Source organism: Brevibacillus sp. JNUCC-41 (assembly GCF_014844095.1).
GTDB lineage: Bacteria > Bacillota > Bacilli > Bacillales > DSM-1321 > Peribacillus > Peribacillus aracenensis.
In genome coordinates this window covers 1,948,697-1,964,925 of record NZ_CP062163.1, presented here as the reverse complement: position 1 = coordinate 1,964,925, position 16,229 = coordinate 1,948,697, and the positions used below count along the sequence as shown (strand labels likewise).

Below are 16,229 nucleotides of genomic sequence, written 5' to 3'. Positions count from 1 at the left end.
ATGACAGAATTTCTATAATAAAAAAAGAAAAAGGGCATAGAACAAGTGAGTATATTCATTTGTCCCGCCCTTTTTCATCGTTGTTATTAAACTAATTCAATAACCACGACTGGTGCACCGTCACCGCGGCGTGGACCAACTTTCATGATACGAGTGTATCCACCTTGACGTTCTTCATAACGTGGAGCCACGTCACTGAATAGTTTTTGAAGGGCATCTGTGCCATTCTCAGCGTCAGCGATTTCGTTACGGATGAAAGATGCAGCTTGACGGCGTGCATGCAAGTCACCACGTTTACCAAGAGTGATCATTTTATCTACTACAGAACGTAATTCTTTTGCACGTGCTTCAGTAGTTTCAATGCGCTCATGGATAATAAGATCCGTAGCTAAATCACGAAGTAATGCTTTACGTTGTGCGCTAGTGCGTCCTAACTTTCTGTAACCCATTAGAGATTCCCTCCTTTGTTGAAGTTCTATATTGTGTGTCTATAACAAGGCTCACAACATAATGGATTGATCCGCCATGTTATCAGTCGTCTTTACGAAGACCTAAGCCTAATTCTTCTAGTTTCGCTTTCACTTCTTCAAGTGATTTACGTCCTAGATTACGTACTTTCATCATATCTTCTTCCGTTTTATGAGCTAGCTCTTGAACGGTATTGATTCCAGCACGTTTCAAGCAGTTGTAAGAACGAACAGAAAGGTCTAATTCTTCGATCGTCATCTCAAGAACTTTTTCTTTTTGATCTTCTTCTTTTTCAACCATGATTTCAGCATTTTGAGCTTCATCGGTTAAACCAACAAAGATATTTAAATGCTCTGTTAAAATCTTAGCTCCAAGTGCTACCGCTTCTTGCGGACCAGTACTGCCATCAGTCCAAACATCGAACGTTAACTTGTCAAAGTTAGACAACTGTCCAACACGTGTATTTTCAACTTGGAAAGATACGCGTGAAACTGGAGTGTAAAGAGCATCGATTGGAATTACACCAATTGGCTGGTCTTCTCTCTTGTTTTGAACAGCAGGAGTGTAGCCGCGGCCGCGACGTGCAGATAAACGCATACGCATATGACCGTTTTTACCAATTGTAGCAATATATAAATCCGGATTAAGAATTTCTACATCACTATCATGAGTGATATCAGCAGCCGTGATGACTCCGTCACCCTGAACGTCAATTTCCAGCGTCTTCTCTTCATCAGAGTAAATCTTAAGAGCTAGTTTTTTCACATTAAGAATGATAGATGTTACATCTTCCACGACGCCTTCAATTGTTGAGAACTCATGTAGCACTCCATCAATTTGTATAGCTGTGACAGCAGCACCTGGGAGTGAGGATAAAAGGATACGACGTAAGGAGTTACCCAATGTAGTACCATACCCACGCTCTAGTGGCTCTACGACGAATTTACCGTATTTGGTATCGTCGTTGATTTCAACCGTTTCGATTTTTGGTTTTTCTATTTCGATCATCAATAAACCCTCCTTCAAAACGTCAAAACCCCGGCAAGTAAACGAAGTCACTTAAACCGAAATTCCCCATGTATACGTTCCCGCTGTGCGCAACAACTGAAAATTAATCCTCTGTAAGAACGCAAACTCAGTATTATATCCCATTATTGACAGGAATACAAAATCTATACAGAAAAATTAAACACGGCGACGTTTTGGTGGACGGCATCCGTTATGTGGAACTGGAGTTACATCTTTAATTGCAGTTACTTCTAGGCCAGCAGCTTGAAGTGCACGAATAGCAGCCTCACGTCCAGCACCAGGTCCTTTAACTGTAACTTCAAGAGTTTTCATACCATGTTCAATTGATGTTTTAGCAGCTGTTTCAGCAGCCATTTGTGCAGCGAATGGAGTGGATTTACGAGATCCACGGAATCCTAAAGCTCCAGCACTTGACCAAGAAATAGCATTACCATGAGAGTCAGTGATCGTAACGATAGTGTTATTGAATGTTGAACGAATATGAGCAATACCAGTTTCTATATTCTTTTTCACACGACGTTTACGTGTATTAGTTTTACGTGCCATGAAAAGTAACCTCCTTTACTAATTATTTTTTCTTGTTAGCTACAGTACGACGAGGTCCTTTACGCGTACGAGCATTGTTTTTTGTATTTTGACCGCGAACAGGAAGACCACGACGGTGACGTAAACCACGGTAAGAACCGATTTCCATTAAACGTTTGATGTTTAGGGAGATTTCACGACGAAGGTCGCCTTCTACTTTAAGCTTGTCAATGATATCACGAATTTTGTTCAATTCGTCTTCCGTTAAGTCACGAACGCGAGTTTCTTCAGAAACGCCTGCTTCTGCAAGAATCTTGATCGCTGTTTGTTTTCCAATACCATATATATATGTTAATGAGATAACAATACGTTTGTCACGGGGAATATCTACTCCAGCAATACGTGCCATGCTTGAGTGCACCTCCTTCTATTTAGCCTTGTTTTTGTTTATGTTTAGGGTTTTCGCAAATAACCATAACTTTACCTTTTCTGCGGATAACTTTACACTTTTCGCAGATTGGTTTGACTGATGGTCTGACTTTCATTGCTATCTAACCTCCTTATACAGATCGGAGCGTAACCGGATTATTTGAACCGGTATGTGATTCTGCCGCGAGTTAGATCATACGGGGAAAGCTCAACCGTAACTTTATCTCCAGGCAAAATGCGAATAAAGTGCATACGAATTTTACCGGATACATGAGCTAAAACAGTATGACCATTTTCTAATTCTACCTTAAACATTGCATTTGGCAAAGTCTCTTGTACTGTGCCTTCTACTTCAATTACATCATCTTTCGCCATTAAAGTGATTCTCCCTTCTCTATGCGTGAACCTATTAAAGGTGCACATCTTTCCGTCAACATTACTACAGTCCAATTATCCTCATAAGTCTTAAAATTCTGCATCAAGTATTCACCATTTTGTAGAACCAGGCTTTAACTGAGGACCTTTATCAGTTGGACCGAAATGAGGATTTTATGGGTCCTCATGTAAGTCTTGACCGATTCCGTGACCGACATACTCTCGAAATAGAGAAGCAATTAGTCTCGACATAGGTTTGAATAGCATGGGAGATGTTTGAAAGGCGCACGCCTGACATAGCTTCTTTCAACCCTCTATATCACGACTCTTTAGGAATCCCAATAGAGTCACTGCATTTCTTCATCAATTTTGCCGACCGGATATGTCCATGAAGATCACTTAAAAAGTAATCGCCCAATTCAGGGAATACCAAGTACAAGAACCTGATTAATAAATGTGCGAATGCTCTCGCGAAATCCATTATACCCTTTGTATTATAGGAATGCACCAAGTTTAACTAGTAAGTTATAAAAATGGTATGAATTTCATAAATCAATACGAACGATTAATTTTGTAAAGCACCAAGCAACACATCGATATTTTCAAATACCTTATTAATATCTTGCTGTCCGTTAATGTTGACCAAGTATCCTTTGTCTCCGTAGAAATCAAGAAGTGGTTTGGTTTGTTTCAAATTCACATCTAAGCGATTTTGAACCGTTTCTGCATTATCGTCGGCACGTTGATATAATTCTCCGCCGCAGCGGTCGCATACATCATCATTTGCAGGAGGATTGAATACAAGATGGTATGTCGCACCACATGATTTGCAAATACGACGTCCTGTCAATCTTTCCATTAAAATGTTTTTATCAACATCGATATTAATGACAAAATTTATTTTGCGATCTAAATCAGTTAGAATGCTTTCAAGTGCCTCTGCCTGTGCCACAGTACGTGGAAACCCATCAAGCAAAAATCCTTTTAGGCAGTCCTCCTTGCTTAAACGTTCACGTACGATGCCAATGGTAACTTCATCAGGTACCAATTCGCCTTTGTCCATGAATGATTTCGCCTTTAGACCTAATTCTGTTCCATCTTTGATAGCTGTTCGGAACATATCTCCAGTAGAGATATGAGGGATATTATATTTTTCTACGATTTGTTCAGCTTGAGTGCCCTTACCAGCACCCGGCAGACCCATTAAAACTAGATTCAATGTTCTTCCCCCTCAAACTCTATAATGGGTAAAGGGAACAAGGCGTTCCCAAAACTCATTACTTTATAAAGCCTTTATAGTGTCTCTTCACAAGTTGTGATTCCAGCTGCTTCATCGTATCAAGGGCAACCCCCACTACGATCAGCAAACTGGTACCGCCAATCTGTGCAGATTGAGGCAGATCAGCAAGCTTAATGAAAAATACCGGTAAAACGGCAATGATGGCCAAGAAAATGGAGCCTACAAACGTCAAACGGTATAAAACACGTGTCAAATATTCTTGTGTACTCTTACCTGGACGAATCCCCGGCACATAGCCACCTTGCTTTTTCAAATTCTCAGCCATTTGTTCAGGGTTTACCTGAATGAATGCATAAAAATACGCAAAAGCAATGATAAGAGCAACATAGATGATCATACCAATTGGCTTGGTATAATCAAGATTTGCTGATATCCAACTAGTCACGCTGTTCTTTCCAAAGAAAGAAGCGATTGTAGTGGGAGTAATGATAAATGCCATTGCAAAGATTACCGGAATAACCCCCGCAGCATTTACTTTCAATGGTAAATGAGTAGACTGGCCACCCATTTGTGTACGACCTACCGCAGCACGTTTCGCATACTGAATAGGAATTTTACGTAATGCCTGCTGAATGAAAATAACAGCAACCACGATTGCTAATACTGCTAAAACAATGAGGATAATCGTTATGATTCGTAAGAATAATTGATCACCGGCATTTTCAAATTGTTGGGCGTAAATCTGATTTGCCGTATTTGGCAAACTAGCTACGATACCAGCAAAGATAATGATGGAAATCCCATTACCCACACCCTTAGCAGTGATCAGCTCCCCTAACCACAAAAGAAAAGCTGTTCCTGCCGTTAAGACAGTCGCAATAAGCAAGTATGTTGCAATTCCAGGATTTTCAATCAACTGGCCACCTGACATATTATTGAACCCATAAGACATACCAACTGCTTGGATAAATCCTAGGATAATAGTGAAGTAACGAGTGAATTGTGCTAATTTACGGCGCCCTGCTTCTCCTTGTTTAGACCATTCAGTGAACTTAGGAACAACATCCATCTGTAACAGCTGAACGATGATGGATGCCGTGATGTAAGGCATGATACCCATCGCTAATATAGAAAAGTTTTGCAGCGCCCCGCCGCCAAAGGTATTTAAAAGACCGATGACGCTCAGCTGGTCCTGTTCAGCGAGAAAATCGGCATTCACATGCGGTACAGGTATAAATGTACCGATGCGATAGACGATTAACATTAGAAGGGTAAAAATAATCTTATTCCTTATTTCACCCACGCGCATAAAATTGGAGATCGTGCGAAACATTAGATCACCTCTGTATTACCGCCAGCAGCTTCGATAGCTTCTTTAGCAGTAGACGAGAATTTGTGAGCTTTAACAGTAAGCTTTTTCTCAATGCTTCCTTTGGCAAGAATTTTGATTCCTGCTTTTTCTTTACTTACAACCCCAGTCTCAAGTAAAAGAGCTGGTGTTACTTCAGTACCGTCTTCGAAAAGATTTAACGTATCAAGATTCACGATAGCATAGTCTTTACGGTTGATGTTGGTAAATCCACGTTTAGGTAAACGTCTGAATAGAGGAGTTTGTCCCCCTTCAAATCCAAGACGCACACCGCCGCCGGAGCGAGCGTTTTGTCCTTTATGTCCTTTACCTGCTGTTTTACCGTTACCAGATCCAATACCGCGACCTTTACGTTTACGTTCTTTACGAGAACCTTCTGCAGCTTTTAACTCATGAAGTTTCATGTTGGCACCTCCTTGTTAAGTTAAAAATTATTTTATTGTTCTTTTACAGTAACAAGATGAGCAACTTTGGTAATCATACCGCGAATCGCAGGGTTATCTTCTTGGATAACCGTTTGATGCATTTTGCGTAAACCCAAAGTGTTAACTGTAACACGTTGATCTTCAGGACGACCAATTAAGCTGCGAGTGAGGGTAATTTCTAATTTATTAGCCATAATTCGATTTCCCTCCTTATCCTAACAGTTCTTGTACTGATTTTCCACGTAACTTAGCTACGTCTTCAGCACGTTTCAATTGCTTCAATCCTTCAATTGTTGCGCGAACCATATTAATAGGTGTATTAGTACCTAGTGATTTAGACAGGATATCGCTAACTCCGCCTAATTCAAGTACCGCACGAACAGGACCACCAGCAATTACTCCTGTACCTTCAGAAGCTGGTTTCAATAGAATGTGACCTGCGCCATAGCGACCGTTCACAAGGTGAGGAATTGTAGTACCAACCATTGGTACAGTAATTAGATTTTTCTTAGCATCCTCAATAGCTTTACGGATAGCATCCGGAACTTCTTGAGCTTTACCAGTACCAAATCCAACATGACCATTTTTATCACCAACAACAACTAGTGCAGTGAAACGGAAACGACGTCCGCCTTTAACAACTTTAGCTACACGATTTACTGTAACTACGCGTTCTTCAAGTTCTAATTTATTAGGATCAATGCTACGCATCTGTTATGTCCCTCCTTATCCATTAAAATTCTAAGCCGTTTTCACGAGCAGCGTCAGCCAATGCTTTTACACGACCATGGAAGAGGTAACCACCGCGGTCAAATACCACAGCTTTGAAACCTTTTTCAACAGCACGTTTCGCAATAAGTTCGCCAACTTTTTGAGCTGCTTCAGCATTGCTACTAGCTTCGATACCGATCTCTTTATCAAGAGTTGAAGCACTTGCTAATGTTACGCCTTTTGCATCGTCAATTAATTGTGCGTAAATGTGTTTGTTTGAACGAAACACATTTAAACGAGGACGAGCTTCTGTTCCAGAAAGCTTAGCACGTACACGCGCATGTCTTTTCTGACGAGTAGCATTTTTATCAAGCTTCGTAATCATTTACGTCACTCCTTTCGTTTACTTATGCGGCATTACTTACCAGTTTTACCTTCTTTACGACGAACGAATTCGCCTTCGTAACGGATACCTTTACCTTTATACGGCTCAGGCGGGCGAACATCACGGATATTAGCTGCTAGAGCTCCTACACGTTCTTTGCTTGCACCTTTGATGATTACTTTTGTATTAGAAGGAACTTCGACTTCAACGCCAGCTTCTGGCTCTATTTCTACAGGGTGGGAATATCCTACGTTAAGGACAAGCTTGTTACCTTGCTTTTGTGCACGGTACCCAACCCCAATAAGTTCAAGTGATTTTACGAAACCTGTTGATACACCTTCAACCATGTTAGAGATAAGTGCGCGAGTAGTACCGTGTAAAGAACGGTGAGCCTTCTCGTCAGACGGACGTGTAACAGTTAACACGTTCTCTTCAACAACGATTGAAAGGTCAGGATTGAATGATCTAGTTAATTCACCTTTAGGTCCTTTAACAGTTACTTCACTTCCAGTAATAGTAACTGTTACGCCTGCAGGGATTTCAATAGGTTTTTTACCTATACGAGACATAATGTGCACCTCCATTCTTGTGAAAATGTATTACCAAACGTATGCTAAAACTTCTCCGCCAACTTGTTTAGAGCGAGCTTCCTTGTCTGTTAAAACTCCGTGAGAAGTAGAAACAATTGCGATACCTAAACCGTTAAGAACGCGTGGTACCTCTCCAGTTTTTGCATATACACGCAAACCAGGTTTGCTGATACGTTTTAGACCAGTGATAACACGTTCGTTGTTTGCACCGTATTTTAAGAAGATACGGATGATACCTTGTTTGTTGTCTTCGATTAATTCAAAGTCACGTACGAAGCCTTCACTTTTTAAGATCTCAGCGATTTCCTTTTTGATCTTTGAAGCAGGAACTTCCAGTTTTTCGTGACGAACCATATTCGCATTACGGATGCGAGTAAGCATATCTGCAATAGGATCTGTCATGACCATTATATTTTACCTCCTTCCCAAACTCGGGTTTTACCAGCTAGCTTTTTTAACGCCAGGAATTTGTCCTTTATATGCAAGTTCGCGGAAACAAATACGACAAAGTTTAAATTTACGTAATACAGAATGTGGACGTCCGCAACGTTCGCAACGTGTATATTCTTGTACTTTAAACTTCTGTTCGCGTTTTTGCTTTACGATCATAGACTTTTTAGCCACGATTTCGCCTCCCTTTATTTAGAGATTACTTTTGGAACGGCATTCCAACTTGAGTAAGTAGTTCACGAGCTTCTTCGTCAGTGTTGGCAGTCGTTACGATAACGATGTCCATACCACGAACTTTGCTCACTTTATCGTAATCAATCTCAGGGAAGATAAGTTGTTCTTTAACACCTAATGTATAGTTTCCACGTCCGTCAAAGGATTTCTTTGAAACGCCGCGGAAATCACGTACACGCGGTAAAGATACAGATACTAGCTTATCAAGGAATTGATACATACGCTCTCCACGTAATGTAACTTTCGCTCCGATAGGCATACCTTCACGCAAACGGAAGCCTGCGATTGATTTTTTTGCTTTTGTTATAACTGGTTTTTGACCTGTGATCAATGTAAGTTCTTCAACAGCTGTATCCAAAGCTTTCGAGTTAGATACTGCGTCACCCACACCCATGTTAATAACGATTTTCTCAATGTTTGGTACTTGCATTACTGATTGATAGTTGAATTTACCCATCAATGACGGTGTAATTTCACTTTTGAATTTTTCTTTAAGGCGGCTCATTGCTTAGTGTACCTCCCTTCATTTATGACTTATTTATCTAAAGATTCACCTGAAATTTTAGCTACGCGTACTTTTTTACCATTTTCGATCTTATATCCAACACGAGTCGGTTTACCTGATTTAGGATCAAGTGGCATTACATTGGATACGTGAATAGCAGCTTCTTTGCTGATAATTCCACCTTGTGGATTAAGTTGAGATGGCTTGGAATGCTTTTTCACGATGTTAATTCCTTCTACAAGCACACGATTTTGTTTCGGATATGCAGAAAGAATTGTTCCTTGTTTGCCTTTGTCCTTACCAGAGATGACTACGACTTTGTCACCTTTTTTAACATGCATTAGCTTGGCACCTCCTTGAAAGGCTTTATACAAATTTTACATATTATAGAACTTCTGGAGCAAGAGAAACGATCTTCATGAAACTATTGTCACGTAATTCACGAGCAACAGGTCCAAAAATACGTGTTCCACGTGGGCTCTTATCGTCACGGATAATTACACATGCGTTTTCATCAAAACGAATGTAAGAACCGTCAGGACGACGCATACCACGTTTTGTACGGACAACAACAGCCTTAACGACTTCACCTTTTTTAACAACGCCTCCTGGTGTTGCCTGTTTAACTGTACAAACGATGATATCACCGATGTTTGCAGTTTTACGGCCAGAACCACCTAGGACTTTAATTGTTAGCACTTCACGAGCACCTGAATTGTCAGCGACTTTTAAACGAGATTCTTGTTGAATCATGTACGGTACCTCCCTTCGGAATTAGCTTAATCCGAACTATATTAAATGATTACTGCTTTTTCTACTACTTCTACAAGACGGAAGCGTTTTGTAGCTGAAAGTGGACGAGTTTCCATGATACGTACTACGTCGCCTGCTTTAGCTTCGTTTAGCTCGTCATGAGCTTTAAACTTTTTAGAGTATTTCACGCGTTTACCGTATAAAGAATGCTTTTTATAGGTTTCTACAACTACTGTAACTGTTTTATCCATTTTGTCGGATACTACGCGTCCAGTGTAGATTTTGCGTTGGTTGCGTTCGCTCATTCTGCAAACCTCCATTCATTATCGATTAGTGACACCGATCTCTCTTTGACGAACAACTGTTTTCATACGAGCAATCGATTTGCGAACTTCACGGATGCGAGCTGTATTTTCAAGTTGTCCAGTAGCTAACTGGAAACGAAGATTAAATAGTTCTTCTTTAAGAGATTTTAGTTTTTGTTCAATTTCAGCAGTGGTTAGATCTTTGATTTCATTAGCTTTCATTTGTTTCACCACCAATTTCCTCTCTTTTTACAAACTTGCATTTGATTGGAAGTTTGTGTGCTGCAAGGCGCAATGCTTCTCTTGCCACCTCTTCAGATACACCAGAGATTTCAAACATAACTTTGCCCGGTTTAACTACTGCTACCCAACCTTCAGGAGCACCTTTACCGGAACCCATCCGTACTTCAAGCGGCTTAGCTGTGTAAGGTTTGCTTGGGAAGATTTTGATCCAAACTTTCCCTCCACGTTTCATATAACGAGTCATCGCAATACGAGCTGCTTCGATTTGGCGGTTTGTGATCCAGGAAGCTTCTTGAGCTTGAAGTCCAAATTCTCCGAAATGAACTTCAGTGCCGCCTTTAGCCATCCCTCTCATCTTACCGCGGTGTTCACGACGGTATTTTACGCGTTTTGGCAATAACATATTATTTTCCTCCTTCCTCAGATTTCTTCTTAGTAGGAAGAACTTCTCCACGGTAGATCCAAACTTTCACGCCTAGCTTACCGTAAGTAGTATCTGCTTCAGCATGAGCATAATCTATGTCTGCACGAAGTGTGTGAAGTGGAACTGTTCCTTCGCTGTAATGTTCAGCACGAGCAATATCAGCACCGCCAAGACGACCAGAAACTTGAGTTTTGATTCCTTTTGCTCCAGAACGCATAGTACGTTGGATAGCTTGCTTTTGAGCGCGACGGAATGAAACACGGTTTTCTAATTGACGAGCGATGTTTTCTGCAACCAATTTTGCGTCAAGATCTGCTCTTTTAATTTCAATGATATTGATATGAACTCTTTTGCCAGTCAGCTGGTTCAAAGCTTTACGAAGTGCTTCGACTTCAGTACCGCCTTTACCGATAACCATTCCTGGTTTAGCAGTGTGGACAGATACATTGATACGGTTAGCTGCACGCTCGATTTCAACTTTTGAAACAGAAGCATCATTTAGACGTTTCGCGATATATTCACGAACTTTGATGTCTTCATGCAAAAGAACTGCGTAGTCTTTATCAGCGTACCATTTGGATTCCCAGTCACGGATTATCCCGATACGCATACCGATTGGATTTACCTTTTGACCCACAGATTACCCCTCCTTCTTTTCTGATACAACGATTGTAATATGACTAGTACGTTTGTTAATAGCACTCGCACGACCTTGAGCGCGAGGACGGAAACGTTTTAATGTTGGTCCTTCGTTAACGTATGCCTCTGAAACGACTAGGTTATTAATATCCATTTCGTAGTTGTGTTCTGCATTTGCGATAGCAGATTTCAGAATTTTTTCTACGACTGGAGAAGCAGATTTTGGTGTTAAGCGAAGAATCGCTACTGCTTCACCTACTTGTTTTCCTCGAATTAAATCTGCGACTAAACGCACTTTACGAGGAGCAATACGAACTGTTTTAGCGACAGCTTTAGCTTGCATGAGATGCCCTCCTCTCATTAACGTCTTGTTTTCTTGTCATCACTTGCGTGACCTTTATAAGTGCGTGTAGGCGCGAATTCGCCTAGTTTGTGACCTACCATATCTTCTGTTACATAAACCGGCACGTGCTTACGACCGTCATAAACGGCGATTGTGTGTCCGATGAATTGCGGGAAGATTGTTGAGCGACGAGACCAAGTTTTTACTACCTGTTTCTTGTCAGCTTCATTTAATTTTTCAACTTTTACCAATAAATGATCATCAACAAAAGGTCCTTTTTTTAAGCTACGACCCATGCGAGTACCTCCCTTCGTGACTGTTCTACGGTTCTATATATGAACCGTAGTGCAATCCCGTTATTTTTTACGACGACGTACGATAAATTTATCGGATTTATTTTTCTTCTTACGAGTTTTGAATCCAAGAGTAGGTTTACCCCATGGAGACATTGGTGATTTACGTCCGATTGGCGCTTTACCTTCACCACCACCGTGTGGGTGATCATTCGGGTTCATTACAGATCCACGAACTGTTGGGCGTTTACCTAACCAACGGTTACGGCCAGCTTTACCAATGTTGATAAGTTCATGTTGTTCATTACCAACTTGACCGATAGAAGCACGGCAAGTAGCAAGAATCATACGAACCTCACCTGAGTTTAAACGTACTAGTACATAACGACCTTCTTTACCAAGTACTTGAGCAGAAGTTCCTGCCGAACGGACTAATTGTCCACCTTTTCCTGGTTTAAGTTCGATGTTATGAATTACTGTACCAACTGGGATGTTGATAAGAGGTAGAGCGTTACCCACTTTGATGTCAGCTTCTGGACCTGACATAACTTCCAAACCTACTTCTAGGTTTTTCGGAGCTAGGATATAACGTTTTTCTCCATCAACGTAATTAATTAATGCAATGTTTGCAGAACGATTTGGATCGTACTCAATAGTAGCAACGCGCCCTGGTATACCATCTTTATTCCGTTTGAAATCGATGATACGGTATTGACGCTTGTGGCCGCCACCTTGATGACGAACTGTTAACTTACCTTGGTTATTACGGCCGCCTTTGCTGTGTAAAGGAGCAAGTAATGATTTTTCCGGTTTGTCTGTAGTGATCTCAGCAAAATCGGAAGTTGTCATATTACGTCGACCGTTAGAGGTAGGTTTATACTTCTTAATCGCCATTTGTATTTCCCTCCTTCTCTAATGAATTAAGCCTCGAATAGCTCGATTTCTTTGCTGTCAGCAGTTAATTTAACAATAGCTTTACGGCGCTTGTTAGTATAGCCTGCATGTTTGCCCATGCGTTTGAATTTACCTTTGTAATTCATGATGTTTACTTTCTCAACTTTAACGCCGAAAATTTCTTGAACAGCATCTTTAACTTGAGTTTTATTAGCTCTAACATCAACTTCAAAAGTATATTTCTTTTCAGCCATTATGTCTGAAGAGCGTTCAGTGATTACGGGGCGCTTAATGATATCGCGTGCATCCATTATGCAAGCACCTCCTCTACTTTTTCGACAGCTGATTTAGTCAAGATCAATTTGTTGTGTGAAACAACATCAAGAACATTAAGACCATCAGCTTCAACTACAGTAACACCAGGGATGTTACGTGCAGAAAGAGCAACTTTCTCATCTAAACCGTCAGTAACCACTAATGTTTTAGTGTCAACAGAAAGGTTTTTAAGAACCGCTACAAACTCTTTTGTTTTTGGAGCTTCGAAAGACAAGCTTTCAAGTACCAAAATGTTCTCTTCCAATGCCTTTGCAGACAATGCAGATTTAATAGCTAAACGACGTACCTTTTTAGGCAACTTGTAAGAGTAAGATCTTGGTGTTGGTCCAAAAACAATACCACCGCCACGCCATTGTGGAGAACGGATAGAACCTTGACGCGCACGTCCAGTTCCTTTTTGTTTCCAAGGTTTACGTCCACCGCCTGCTACTTCAGAACGGTTTTTAACTTTATGAGTTCCTTGACGTAAGGAAGCTCTTTGCATGATGATTGCTTCAAATAATACGTGATTATTAGGTTCGATACCAAAGATGGATTCATTTAGTTCGATGTCGCCAACTTGAGAACCTGTTTGGTTGAACAATGTAACTTTTGGCATTCTATTGCTCCTCCTTTCTTAGAAATTACTTTGCTTTAACAGCAGATTTAACTTTGATCAATGCTTTTCTAGCACCAGGTACATTACCTTTGATCAATAGTAGGTTACGTTCAACATCAACTTTAACGATAGCTAAGTTTTGAACAGTGATTTGTTCTCCACCCATACGTCCTGGTAAAAGTTTACCTTTGAATACGCGGTTTGGAGCTACAGGACCCATTGAACCTGGGCGACGGTGGTAACGAGAACCGTGAGACATTGGTCCGCGAGATTGTCCATGACGCTTGATAGAGCCTTGGAATCCTTTACCTTTTGAAATTCCTGATACATCTACTAAATCGCCTTCAGCGAAAATACTTACATTGACTTCTTGACCGATCTCATATTCGTTAAGATCCGTTCCGCGGAATTCGCGAATGAAGCGCTTAGGAGTAGTATTTGCTTTTTCAACATGGCCCTTTTCAGGTTTGTTAGAAAGCTTTTCACGTTTGTTTTCAAAACCAACTTGAACTGCTTCATAGCCATCAGTTTCAACAGTTTTCTTTTGAAGAACCACGTTATTAGCAGCTTCGATAACTGTTACCGGAATAAGTTCACCGTTTTCAGCAAAAACTTGAGTCATACCGATTTTTCTTCCTAAGATTCCTTTGGTCATAAGTCACACCTCCTAGAGTAATTGTTCATATTTATATGAATTATAATTTGATTTCAATGTCAACGCCTGATGGTAAATCTAAACGCATCAATGAGTCAACTGTTTGTGGAGTTGGATTAACGATGTCGATTAGACGTTTATGCGTACGCATTTCGAATTGTTCACGAGAATCTTTGTATTTATGAACCGCACGTAGGATCGTATATACCGATCTTTCAGTAGGTAATGGAATTGGACCAGATACAGCCGCACCAGAACGTTTTGCAGTTTCAACAATTTTCTCAGCAGATTGATCAAGAATTCTGTGATCATATGCTTTTAAACGGATACGAATTTTTTGTTTTGCCATAATTTTCCCTCCTTTTCGCCTATTTTAAAATAGACCTTCTCAATGGAAATTTCCCACACACTCGCCATGGCAAAGCGGCCGGGTGTGTCAGCAACCTTCCATATCATCGCAGTCAAAGACCAACATTGTCTATTATACATATAACACAAGTTAAATGCAAGTTAAACTTAGATTTTTCTTGTGCAACACACTTTTATTATTATACATACTATCACAAGTATTTACAAGTACATTCTACGTGGACTTTCATATCCATTTTCTTCATTTCGGAAATGTTCAAGATACCCATTAAATGCACCTCATTTTTAACAGATATATTATAGAAGAAAGAATATCCTTTAAAAATAAAAAAAGCAGATGGCGTCCCATCTGCTTCTCCCGGAAGGCGTCCCTTCCAATATTGTTTTATGAATCAATTATTCTTGGATTGTAGCAACTACGCCAGCGCCTACAGTACGTCCACCCTCACGGATAGAGAATTTAGTACCTTCTTCGATAGCGATTGGAGCGATAAGTTCTACAGTCATTTCGATGTTGTCTCCAGGCATAACCATTTCTACGCCTTCAGGAAGGTTACAAATACCAGTTACGTCAGTTGTACGGAAGTAGAACTGAGGACGGTAGTTTGTAAAGAATGGAGTGTGACGTCCACCTTCTTCTTTAGAAAGAACATAAACTTCAGCTTTGAACTTTGTGTGTGGAGTGATTGTACCTGGTTTAGCAAGTACTTGTCCACGTTGGATATCTTCACGGGATACACCACGAAGTAGTGCTCCGATGTTGTCACCAGCTTCAGCGTAGTCAAGAAGTTTACGGAACATTTCAACACCAGTTACTGTTGTTGGTTTAGACTCTTCGTTGAAACCGATGATGTCAACAACGTCACCGACTTTAACTTGTCCACGCTCAACACGGCCAGTTGCAACTGTTCCACGACCAGTGATAGAGAATACATCCTCAACTGGCATCATGAATGGTTTTTCAGTGTCACGAGTTGGTTCTGGGATGTACTCGTCAACAGCTGTCATTAATTCATGAATTTTTTCTTCCCATTCAGCTTCTCCTTGAAGAGCTTTTAGAGCAGAACCTTTGATAACTGGAATGTCATCGCCAGGGAATTCGTATTCAGATAGAAGATCACGGATTTCCATTTCTACTAATTCAAGAAGTTCTTCGTCATCAACCATGTCGCATTTGTTCATGAATACTACTAGGTATGGTACACCAACTTGACGAGAAAGAAGGATGTGCTCACGAGTTTGTGGCATTGGGCCATCAGCAGCAGATACTACTAGGATCCCGCCGTCCATTTGTGCAGCACCAGTGATCATGTTTTTAACATAGTCAGCATGTCCTGGGCAGTCAACGTGTGCATAGTGACGAGTAGCTGTTTCGTACTCAACGTGTGCAGTAGAGATTGTGATACCACGTTCTCTTTCTTCTGGAGCACCATCGATTTGGTCATAAGCGCGAGCTTCTGCGCCACCAGATTTAGCAAGTACAGTTGTGATTGCAGCAGTTAGAGTAGTTTTACCATGGTCAACGTGACCAATTGTTCCAACGTTAACGTGCGGTTTTGAACGATCAAATTTAGCTTTTCCCATTAGGAATTCCTCCTTAAAATTATAAATAAAAGATTAAGTATATAGGGCTGTGAAAGAA

At 40.6% G+C, this 16,229-nt stretch carries 30 protein-coding genes and 1 pseudogene; all 31 read right to left on the bottom strand.

What is annotated here, in order from left to right:
* Positions 1 to 86 precede the first annotated feature (86 nt).
* The 31 genes and pseudogenes from rplQ to tuf all read right to left on the bottom strand — a co-directional run bounded on the left by rplQ (position 87) and on the right by tuf (position 16,171).
* Positions 87 to 449 (bottom strand): 50S ribosomal protein L17, encoded by a 363-nt coding sequence (rplQ, locus tag JNUCC41_RS09800; protein WP_034304973.1) that lies wholly within the window; start codon positions 447 to 449, stop codon positions 87 to 89.
* Between the two features lie 82 nt (positions 450 to 531).
* Positions 532 to 1,476 (bottom strand): DNA-directed RNA polymerase subunit alpha, encoded by a 945-nt coding sequence (locus JNUCC41_RS09795; protein WP_034304976.1) that lies wholly within the window; start codon positions 1,474 to 1,476, stop codon positions 532 to 534.
* A 177-nt stretch (positions 1,477 to 1,653) separates the two neighbouring features.
* Positions 1,654 to 2,043, bottom strand: coding sequence for a 30S ribosomal protein S11 (rpsK, locus tag JNUCC41_RS09790; RefSeq protein ID WP_028390438.1), 390 nt, complete (start codon positions 2,041 to 2,043; stop codon positions 1,654 to 1,656).
* Between the two features lie 22 nt (positions 2,044 to 2,065).
* Positions 2,066 to 2,431: a 30S ribosomal protein S13 gene (gene rpsM, locus JNUCC41_RS09785; RefSeq protein ID WP_034304978.1), complete on the bottom strand. Its 366-nt coding sequence runs from the start codon at positions 2,429 to 2,431 to the stop codon at positions 2,066 to 2,068.
* Positions 2,432 to 2,453: 22 nt separating this feature from the next.
* Complete coding sequence (rpmJ, locus tag JNUCC41_RS09780) at positions 2,454 to 2,567, bottom strand: 50S ribosomal protein L36 (protein WP_003156543.1); 114 nt, start codon at positions 2,565 to 2,567, stop codon at positions 2,454 to 2,456.
* A 40-nt stretch (positions 2,568 to 2,607) separates the two neighbouring features.
* Entirely contained in the window at positions 2,608 to 2,826 is a 219-nt protein-coding gene (gene infA / locus JNUCC41_RS09775; protein WP_028390440.1) for a translation initiation factor IF-1, read from the bottom strand.
* Between the two features lie 42 nt (positions 2,827 to 2,868).
* Positions 2,869 to 3,320: pseudogene (locus tag JNUCC41_RS26720) on the bottom strand (M24 family metallopeptidase); the annotation flags it as partial.
* Positions 3,321 to 3,391: 71 nt separating this feature from the next.
* Positions 3,392 to 4,045, bottom strand: coding sequence for an adenylate kinase (locus tag JNUCC41_RS09770; protein WP_192207447.1), 654 nt, complete (start codon positions 4,043 to 4,045; stop codon positions 3,392 to 3,394).
* A 58-nt stretch (positions 4,046 to 4,103) separates the two neighbouring features.
* Positions 4,104 to 5,399, bottom strand: coding sequence for a preprotein translocase subunit SecY (secY, locus tag JNUCC41_RS09765; RefSeq protein WP_192207446.1), 1,296 nt, complete (start codon positions 5,397 to 5,399; stop codon positions 4,104 to 4,106).
* A complete protein-coding gene (gene rplO, locus JNUCC41_RS09760) occupies positions 5,399 to 5,839 on the bottom strand; it encodes a 50S ribosomal protein L15 (protein ID WP_034304982.1) in 441 nt (146 codons plus the stop codon). The genes secY and rplO overlap by 1 nt, the downstream gene beginning before the upstream one ends.
* 32 nt (positions 5,840 to 5,871) lie before the next feature.
* Positions 5,872 to 6,054 (bottom strand): 50S ribosomal protein L30, encoded by a 183-nt coding sequence (gene rpmD / locus JNUCC41_RS09755; RefSeq protein ID WP_076372857.1) that lies wholly within the window; start codon positions 6,052 to 6,054, stop codon positions 5,872 to 5,874.
* A 16-nt stretch (positions 6,055 to 6,070) separates the two neighbouring features.
* The gene (gene rpsE / locus JNUCC41_RS09750) at positions 6,071 to 6,571 is read right to left on the bottom strand and encodes a 30S ribosomal protein S5 (protein ID WP_034304987.1); all 501 of its coding nucleotides are present in this window, start codon (positions 6,569 to 6,571) and stop codon (positions 6,071 to 6,073) included.
* A gap of 22 nt (positions 6,572 to 6,593) precedes the next feature.
* A complete protein-coding gene (gene rplR / locus JNUCC41_RS09745; protein ID WP_053349055.1) occupies positions 6,594 to 6,956 on the bottom strand; it encodes a 50S ribosomal protein L18 in 363 nt (120 codons plus the stop codon).
* Between the two features lie 32 nt (positions 6,957 to 6,988).
* On the bottom strand, positions 6,989 to 7,525 hold the full coding sequence (gene rplF / locus JNUCC41_RS09740; protein WP_192207445.1) for a 50S ribosomal protein L6: 537 nt from the start codon (positions 7,523 to 7,525) through the stop codon (positions 6,989 to 6,991).
* A gap of 30 nt (positions 7,526 to 7,555) precedes the next feature.
* Positions 7,556 to 7,954: a 30S ribosomal protein S8 gene (rpsH, locus tag JNUCC41_RS09735; protein ID WP_034304995.1), complete on the bottom strand. Its 399-nt coding sequence runs from the start codon at positions 7,952 to 7,954 to the stop codon at positions 7,556 to 7,558.
* A gap of 30 nt (positions 7,955 to 7,984) precedes the next feature.
* On the bottom strand, positions 7,985 to 8,170 hold the full coding sequence (locus JNUCC41_RS09730) for a type Z 30S ribosomal protein S14 (protein WP_034304998.1): 186 nt from the start codon (positions 8,168 to 8,170) through the stop codon (positions 7,985 to 7,987).
* Between the two features lie 25 nt (positions 8,171 to 8,195).
* The gene (gene rplE / locus JNUCC41_RS09725) at positions 8,196 to 8,735 is read right to left on the bottom strand and encodes a 50S ribosomal protein L5 (protein ID WP_048677889.1); all 540 of its coding nucleotides are present in this window, start codon (positions 8,733 to 8,735) and stop codon (positions 8,196 to 8,198) included.
* Between the two features lie 29 nt (positions 8,736 to 8,764).
* The gene (gene rplX / locus JNUCC41_RS09720; RefSeq protein ID WP_034305002.1) at positions 8,765 to 9,076 is read right to left on the bottom strand and encodes a 50S ribosomal protein L24; all 312 of its coding nucleotides are present in this window, start codon (positions 9,074 to 9,076) and stop codon (positions 8,765 to 8,767) included.
* 43 nt (positions 9,077 to 9,119) lie between these two features.
* A complete protein-coding gene (gene rplN / locus JNUCC41_RS09715; protein WP_034305005.1) occupies positions 9,120 to 9,488 on the bottom strand; it encodes a 50S ribosomal protein L14 in 369 nt (122 codons plus the stop codon).
* A 41-nt stretch (positions 9,489 to 9,529) separates the two neighbouring features.
* On the bottom strand, positions 9,530 to 9,793 hold the full coding sequence (gene rpsQ / locus JNUCC41_RS09710) for a 30S ribosomal protein S17 (RefSeq protein WP_048677887.1): 264 nt from the start codon (positions 9,791 to 9,793) through the stop codon (positions 9,530 to 9,532).
* 18 nt (positions 9,794 to 9,811) lie between these two features.
* On the bottom strand, positions 9,812 to 10,015 hold the full coding sequence (gene rpmC / locus JNUCC41_RS09705; protein WP_034305010.1) for a 50S ribosomal protein L29: 204 nt from the start codon (positions 10,013 to 10,015) through the stop codon (positions 9,812 to 9,814).
* Positions 10,005 to 10,439 carry a 50S ribosomal protein L16 gene (rplP, locus tag JNUCC41_RS09700; RefSeq protein WP_034305012.1) on the bottom strand — a complete coding sequence of 145 codons (435 nt, stop codon included), beginning with the start codon at positions 10,437 to 10,439 and terminating at the stop codon, positions 10,005 to 10,007. Before rplP ends, rpmC begins: the two co-directional genes overlap by 11 nt.
* Position 10,440: 1 nt before the next feature.
* A complete protein-coding gene (rpsC, locus tag JNUCC41_RS09695) occupies positions 10,441 to 11,097 on the bottom strand; it encodes a 30S ribosomal protein S3 (protein WP_034305014.1) in 657 nt (218 codons plus the stop codon).
* 3 nt (positions 11,098 to 11,100) lie between these two features.
* Complete coding sequence (gene rplV, locus JNUCC41_RS09690; protein ID WP_034305017.1) at positions 11,101 to 11,442, bottom strand: 50S ribosomal protein L22; 342 nt, start codon at positions 11,440 to 11,442, stop codon at positions 11,101 to 11,103.
* Positions 11,443 to 11,459: 17 nt separating this feature from the next.
* Entirely contained in the window at positions 11,460 to 11,738 is a 279-nt protein-coding gene (gene rpsS, locus JNUCC41_RS09685) for a 30S ribosomal protein S19 (RefSeq protein WP_034305018.1), read from the bottom strand.
* A gap of 60 nt (positions 11,739 to 11,798) precedes the next feature.
* Positions 11,799 to 12,629, bottom strand: coding sequence for a 50S ribosomal protein L2 (rplB, locus tag JNUCC41_RS09680; RefSeq protein WP_034305021.1), 831 nt, complete (start codon positions 12,627 to 12,629; stop codon positions 11,799 to 11,801).
* A 26-nt stretch (positions 12,630 to 12,655) separates the two neighbouring features.
* Positions 12,656 to 12,940 (bottom strand): 50S ribosomal protein L23, encoded by a 285-nt coding sequence (gene rplW / locus JNUCC41_RS09675; protein WP_034305023.1) that lies wholly within the window; start codon positions 12,938 to 12,940, stop codon positions 12,656 to 12,658.
* Positions 12,940 to 13,563, bottom strand: coding sequence for a 50S ribosomal protein L4 (gene rplD, locus JNUCC41_RS09670; RefSeq protein ID WP_192207444.1), 624 nt, complete (start codon positions 13,561 to 13,563; stop codon positions 12,940 to 12,942). The genes rplW and rplD overlap by 1 nt, the downstream gene beginning before the upstream one ends.
* Before the next feature lie 25 nt (positions 13,564 to 13,588).
* Positions 13,589 to 14,218, bottom strand: coding sequence for a 50S ribosomal protein L3 (gene rplC / locus JNUCC41_RS09665; protein ID WP_192207443.1), 630 nt, complete (start codon positions 14,216 to 14,218; stop codon positions 13,589 to 13,591).
* Positions 14,219 to 14,258: 40 nt separating this feature from the next.
* Positions 14,259 to 14,567, bottom strand: coding sequence for a 30S ribosomal protein S10 (gene rpsJ, locus JNUCC41_RS09660; RefSeq protein ID WP_019244375.1), 309 nt, complete (start codon positions 14,565 to 14,567; stop codon positions 14,259 to 14,261).
* Between the two features lie 416 nt (positions 14,568 to 14,983).
* Positions 14,984 to 16,171: an elongation factor Tu gene (gene tuf / locus JNUCC41_RS09655; protein ID WP_192207442.1), complete on the bottom strand. Its 1,188-nt coding sequence runs from the start codon at positions 16,169 to 16,171 to the stop codon at positions 14,984 to 14,986.
* Positions 16,172 to 16,229: the final 58 nt, after the last annotated feature.

Coding starts and splice junctions, on each gene's coding strand:
- rplW (WP_034305023.1), bottom strand. CDS start 12,940: ATGGATGCACGCGATATCATTAAGCGCCCCGTAATCACTGAACGCTCT.
- rplP (WP_034305012.1), bottom strand. CDS start 10,439: ATGTTATTGCCAAAACGCGTAAAATACCGTCGTGAACACCGCGGTAAG.
- infA (WP_028390440.1), bottom strand. CDS start 2,826: ATGGCGAAAGATGATGTAATTGAAGTAGAAGGCACAGTACAAGAGACT.
- rplX (WP_034305002.1), bottom strand. CDS start 9,076: ATGCATGTTAAAAAAGGTGACAAAGTCGTAGTCATCTCTGGTAAGGAC.
- rplB (WP_034305021.1), bottom strand. CDS start 12,629: ATGGCGATTAAGAAGTATAAACCTACCTCTAACGGTCGACGTAATATG.
- rplR (WP_053349055.1), bottom strand. CDS start 6,956: ATGATTACGAAGCTTGATAAAAATGCTACTCGTCAGAAAAGACATGCG.
- rplN (WP_034305005.1), bottom strand. CDS start 9,488: ATGATTCAACAAGAATCTCGTTTAAAAGTCGCTGACAATTCAGGTGCT.
- rpsM (WP_034304978.1), bottom strand. CDS start 2,431: ATGGCACGTATTGCTGGAGTAGATATTCCCCGTGACAAACGTATTGTT.
- rpsJ (WP_019244375.1), bottom strand. CDS start 14,567: ATGGCAAAACAAAAAATTCGTATCCGTTTAAAAGCATATGATCACAGA.
- rplE (WP_048677889.1), bottom strand. CDS start 8,735: ATGAGCCGCCTTAAAGAAAAATTCAAAAGTGAAATTACACCGTCATTG.
- rpmJ (WP_003156543.1), bottom strand. CDS start 2,567: ATGAAAGTCAGACCATCAGTCAAACCAATCTGCGAAAAGTGTAAAGTT.
- rplO (WP_034304982.1), bottom strand. CDS start 5,839: ATGAAACTTCATGAGTTAAAAGCTGCAGAAGGTTCTCGTAAAGAACGT.
- rplQ (WP_034304973.1), bottom strand. CDS start 449: ATGGGTTACAGAAAGTTAGGACGCACTAGCGCACAACGTAAAGCATTA.
- rplC (WP_192207443.1), bottom strand. CDS start 14,218: ATGACCAAAGGAATCTTAGGAAGAAAAATCGGTATGACTCAAGTTTTT.
- rpsK (WP_028390438.1), bottom strand. CDS start 2,043: ATGGCACGTAAAACTAATACACGTAAACGTCGTGTGAAAAAGAATATA.
- rplD (WP_192207444.1), bottom strand. CDS start 13,563: ATGCCAAAAGTTACATTGTTCAACCAAACAGGTTCTCAAGTTGGCGAC.
- rpsS (WP_034305018.1), bottom strand. CDS start 11,738: ATGGGTCGTAGCTTAAAAAAAGGACCTTTTGTTGATGATCATTTATTG.
- tuf (WP_192207442.1), bottom strand. CDS start 16,171: ATGGGAAAAGCTAAATTTGATCGTTCAAAACCGCACGTTAACGTTGGA.
- JNUCC41_RS09795 (WP_034304976.1), bottom strand. CDS start 1,476: ATGATCGAAATAGAAAAACCAAAAATCGAAACGGTTGAAATCAACGAC.
- rplF (WP_192207445.1), bottom strand. CDS start 7,525: ATGTCTCGTATAGGTAAAAAACCTATTGAAATCCCTGCAGGCGTAACA.
- rplV (WP_034305017.1), bottom strand. CDS start 11,442: ATGCAAGCTAAAGCTGTCGCTAAAACAGTTCGTATTGCTCCTCGTAAA.
- rpmD (WP_076372857.1), bottom strand. CDS start 6,054: ATGGCTAATAAATTAGAAATTACCCTCACTCGCAGCTTAATTGGTCGT.
- secY (WP_192207446.1), bottom strand. CDS start 5,399: ATGTTTCGCACGATCTCCAATTTTATGCGCGTGGGTGAAATAAGGAAT.
- rpsQ (WP_048677887.1), bottom strand. CDS start 9,793: ATGAGCGAACGCAACCAACGCAAAATCTACACTGGACGCGTAGTATCC.
- rpsH (WP_034304995.1), bottom strand. CDS start 7,954: ATGGTCATGACAGATCCTATTGCAGATATGCTTACTCGCATCCGTAAT.
- rpsE (WP_034304987.1), bottom strand. CDS start 6,571: ATGCGTAGCATTGATCCTAATAAATTAGAACTTGAAGAACGCGTAGTT.
- rpmC (WP_034305010.1), bottom strand. CDS start 10,015: ATGAAAGCTAATGAAATCAAAGATCTAACCACTGCTGAAATTGAACAA.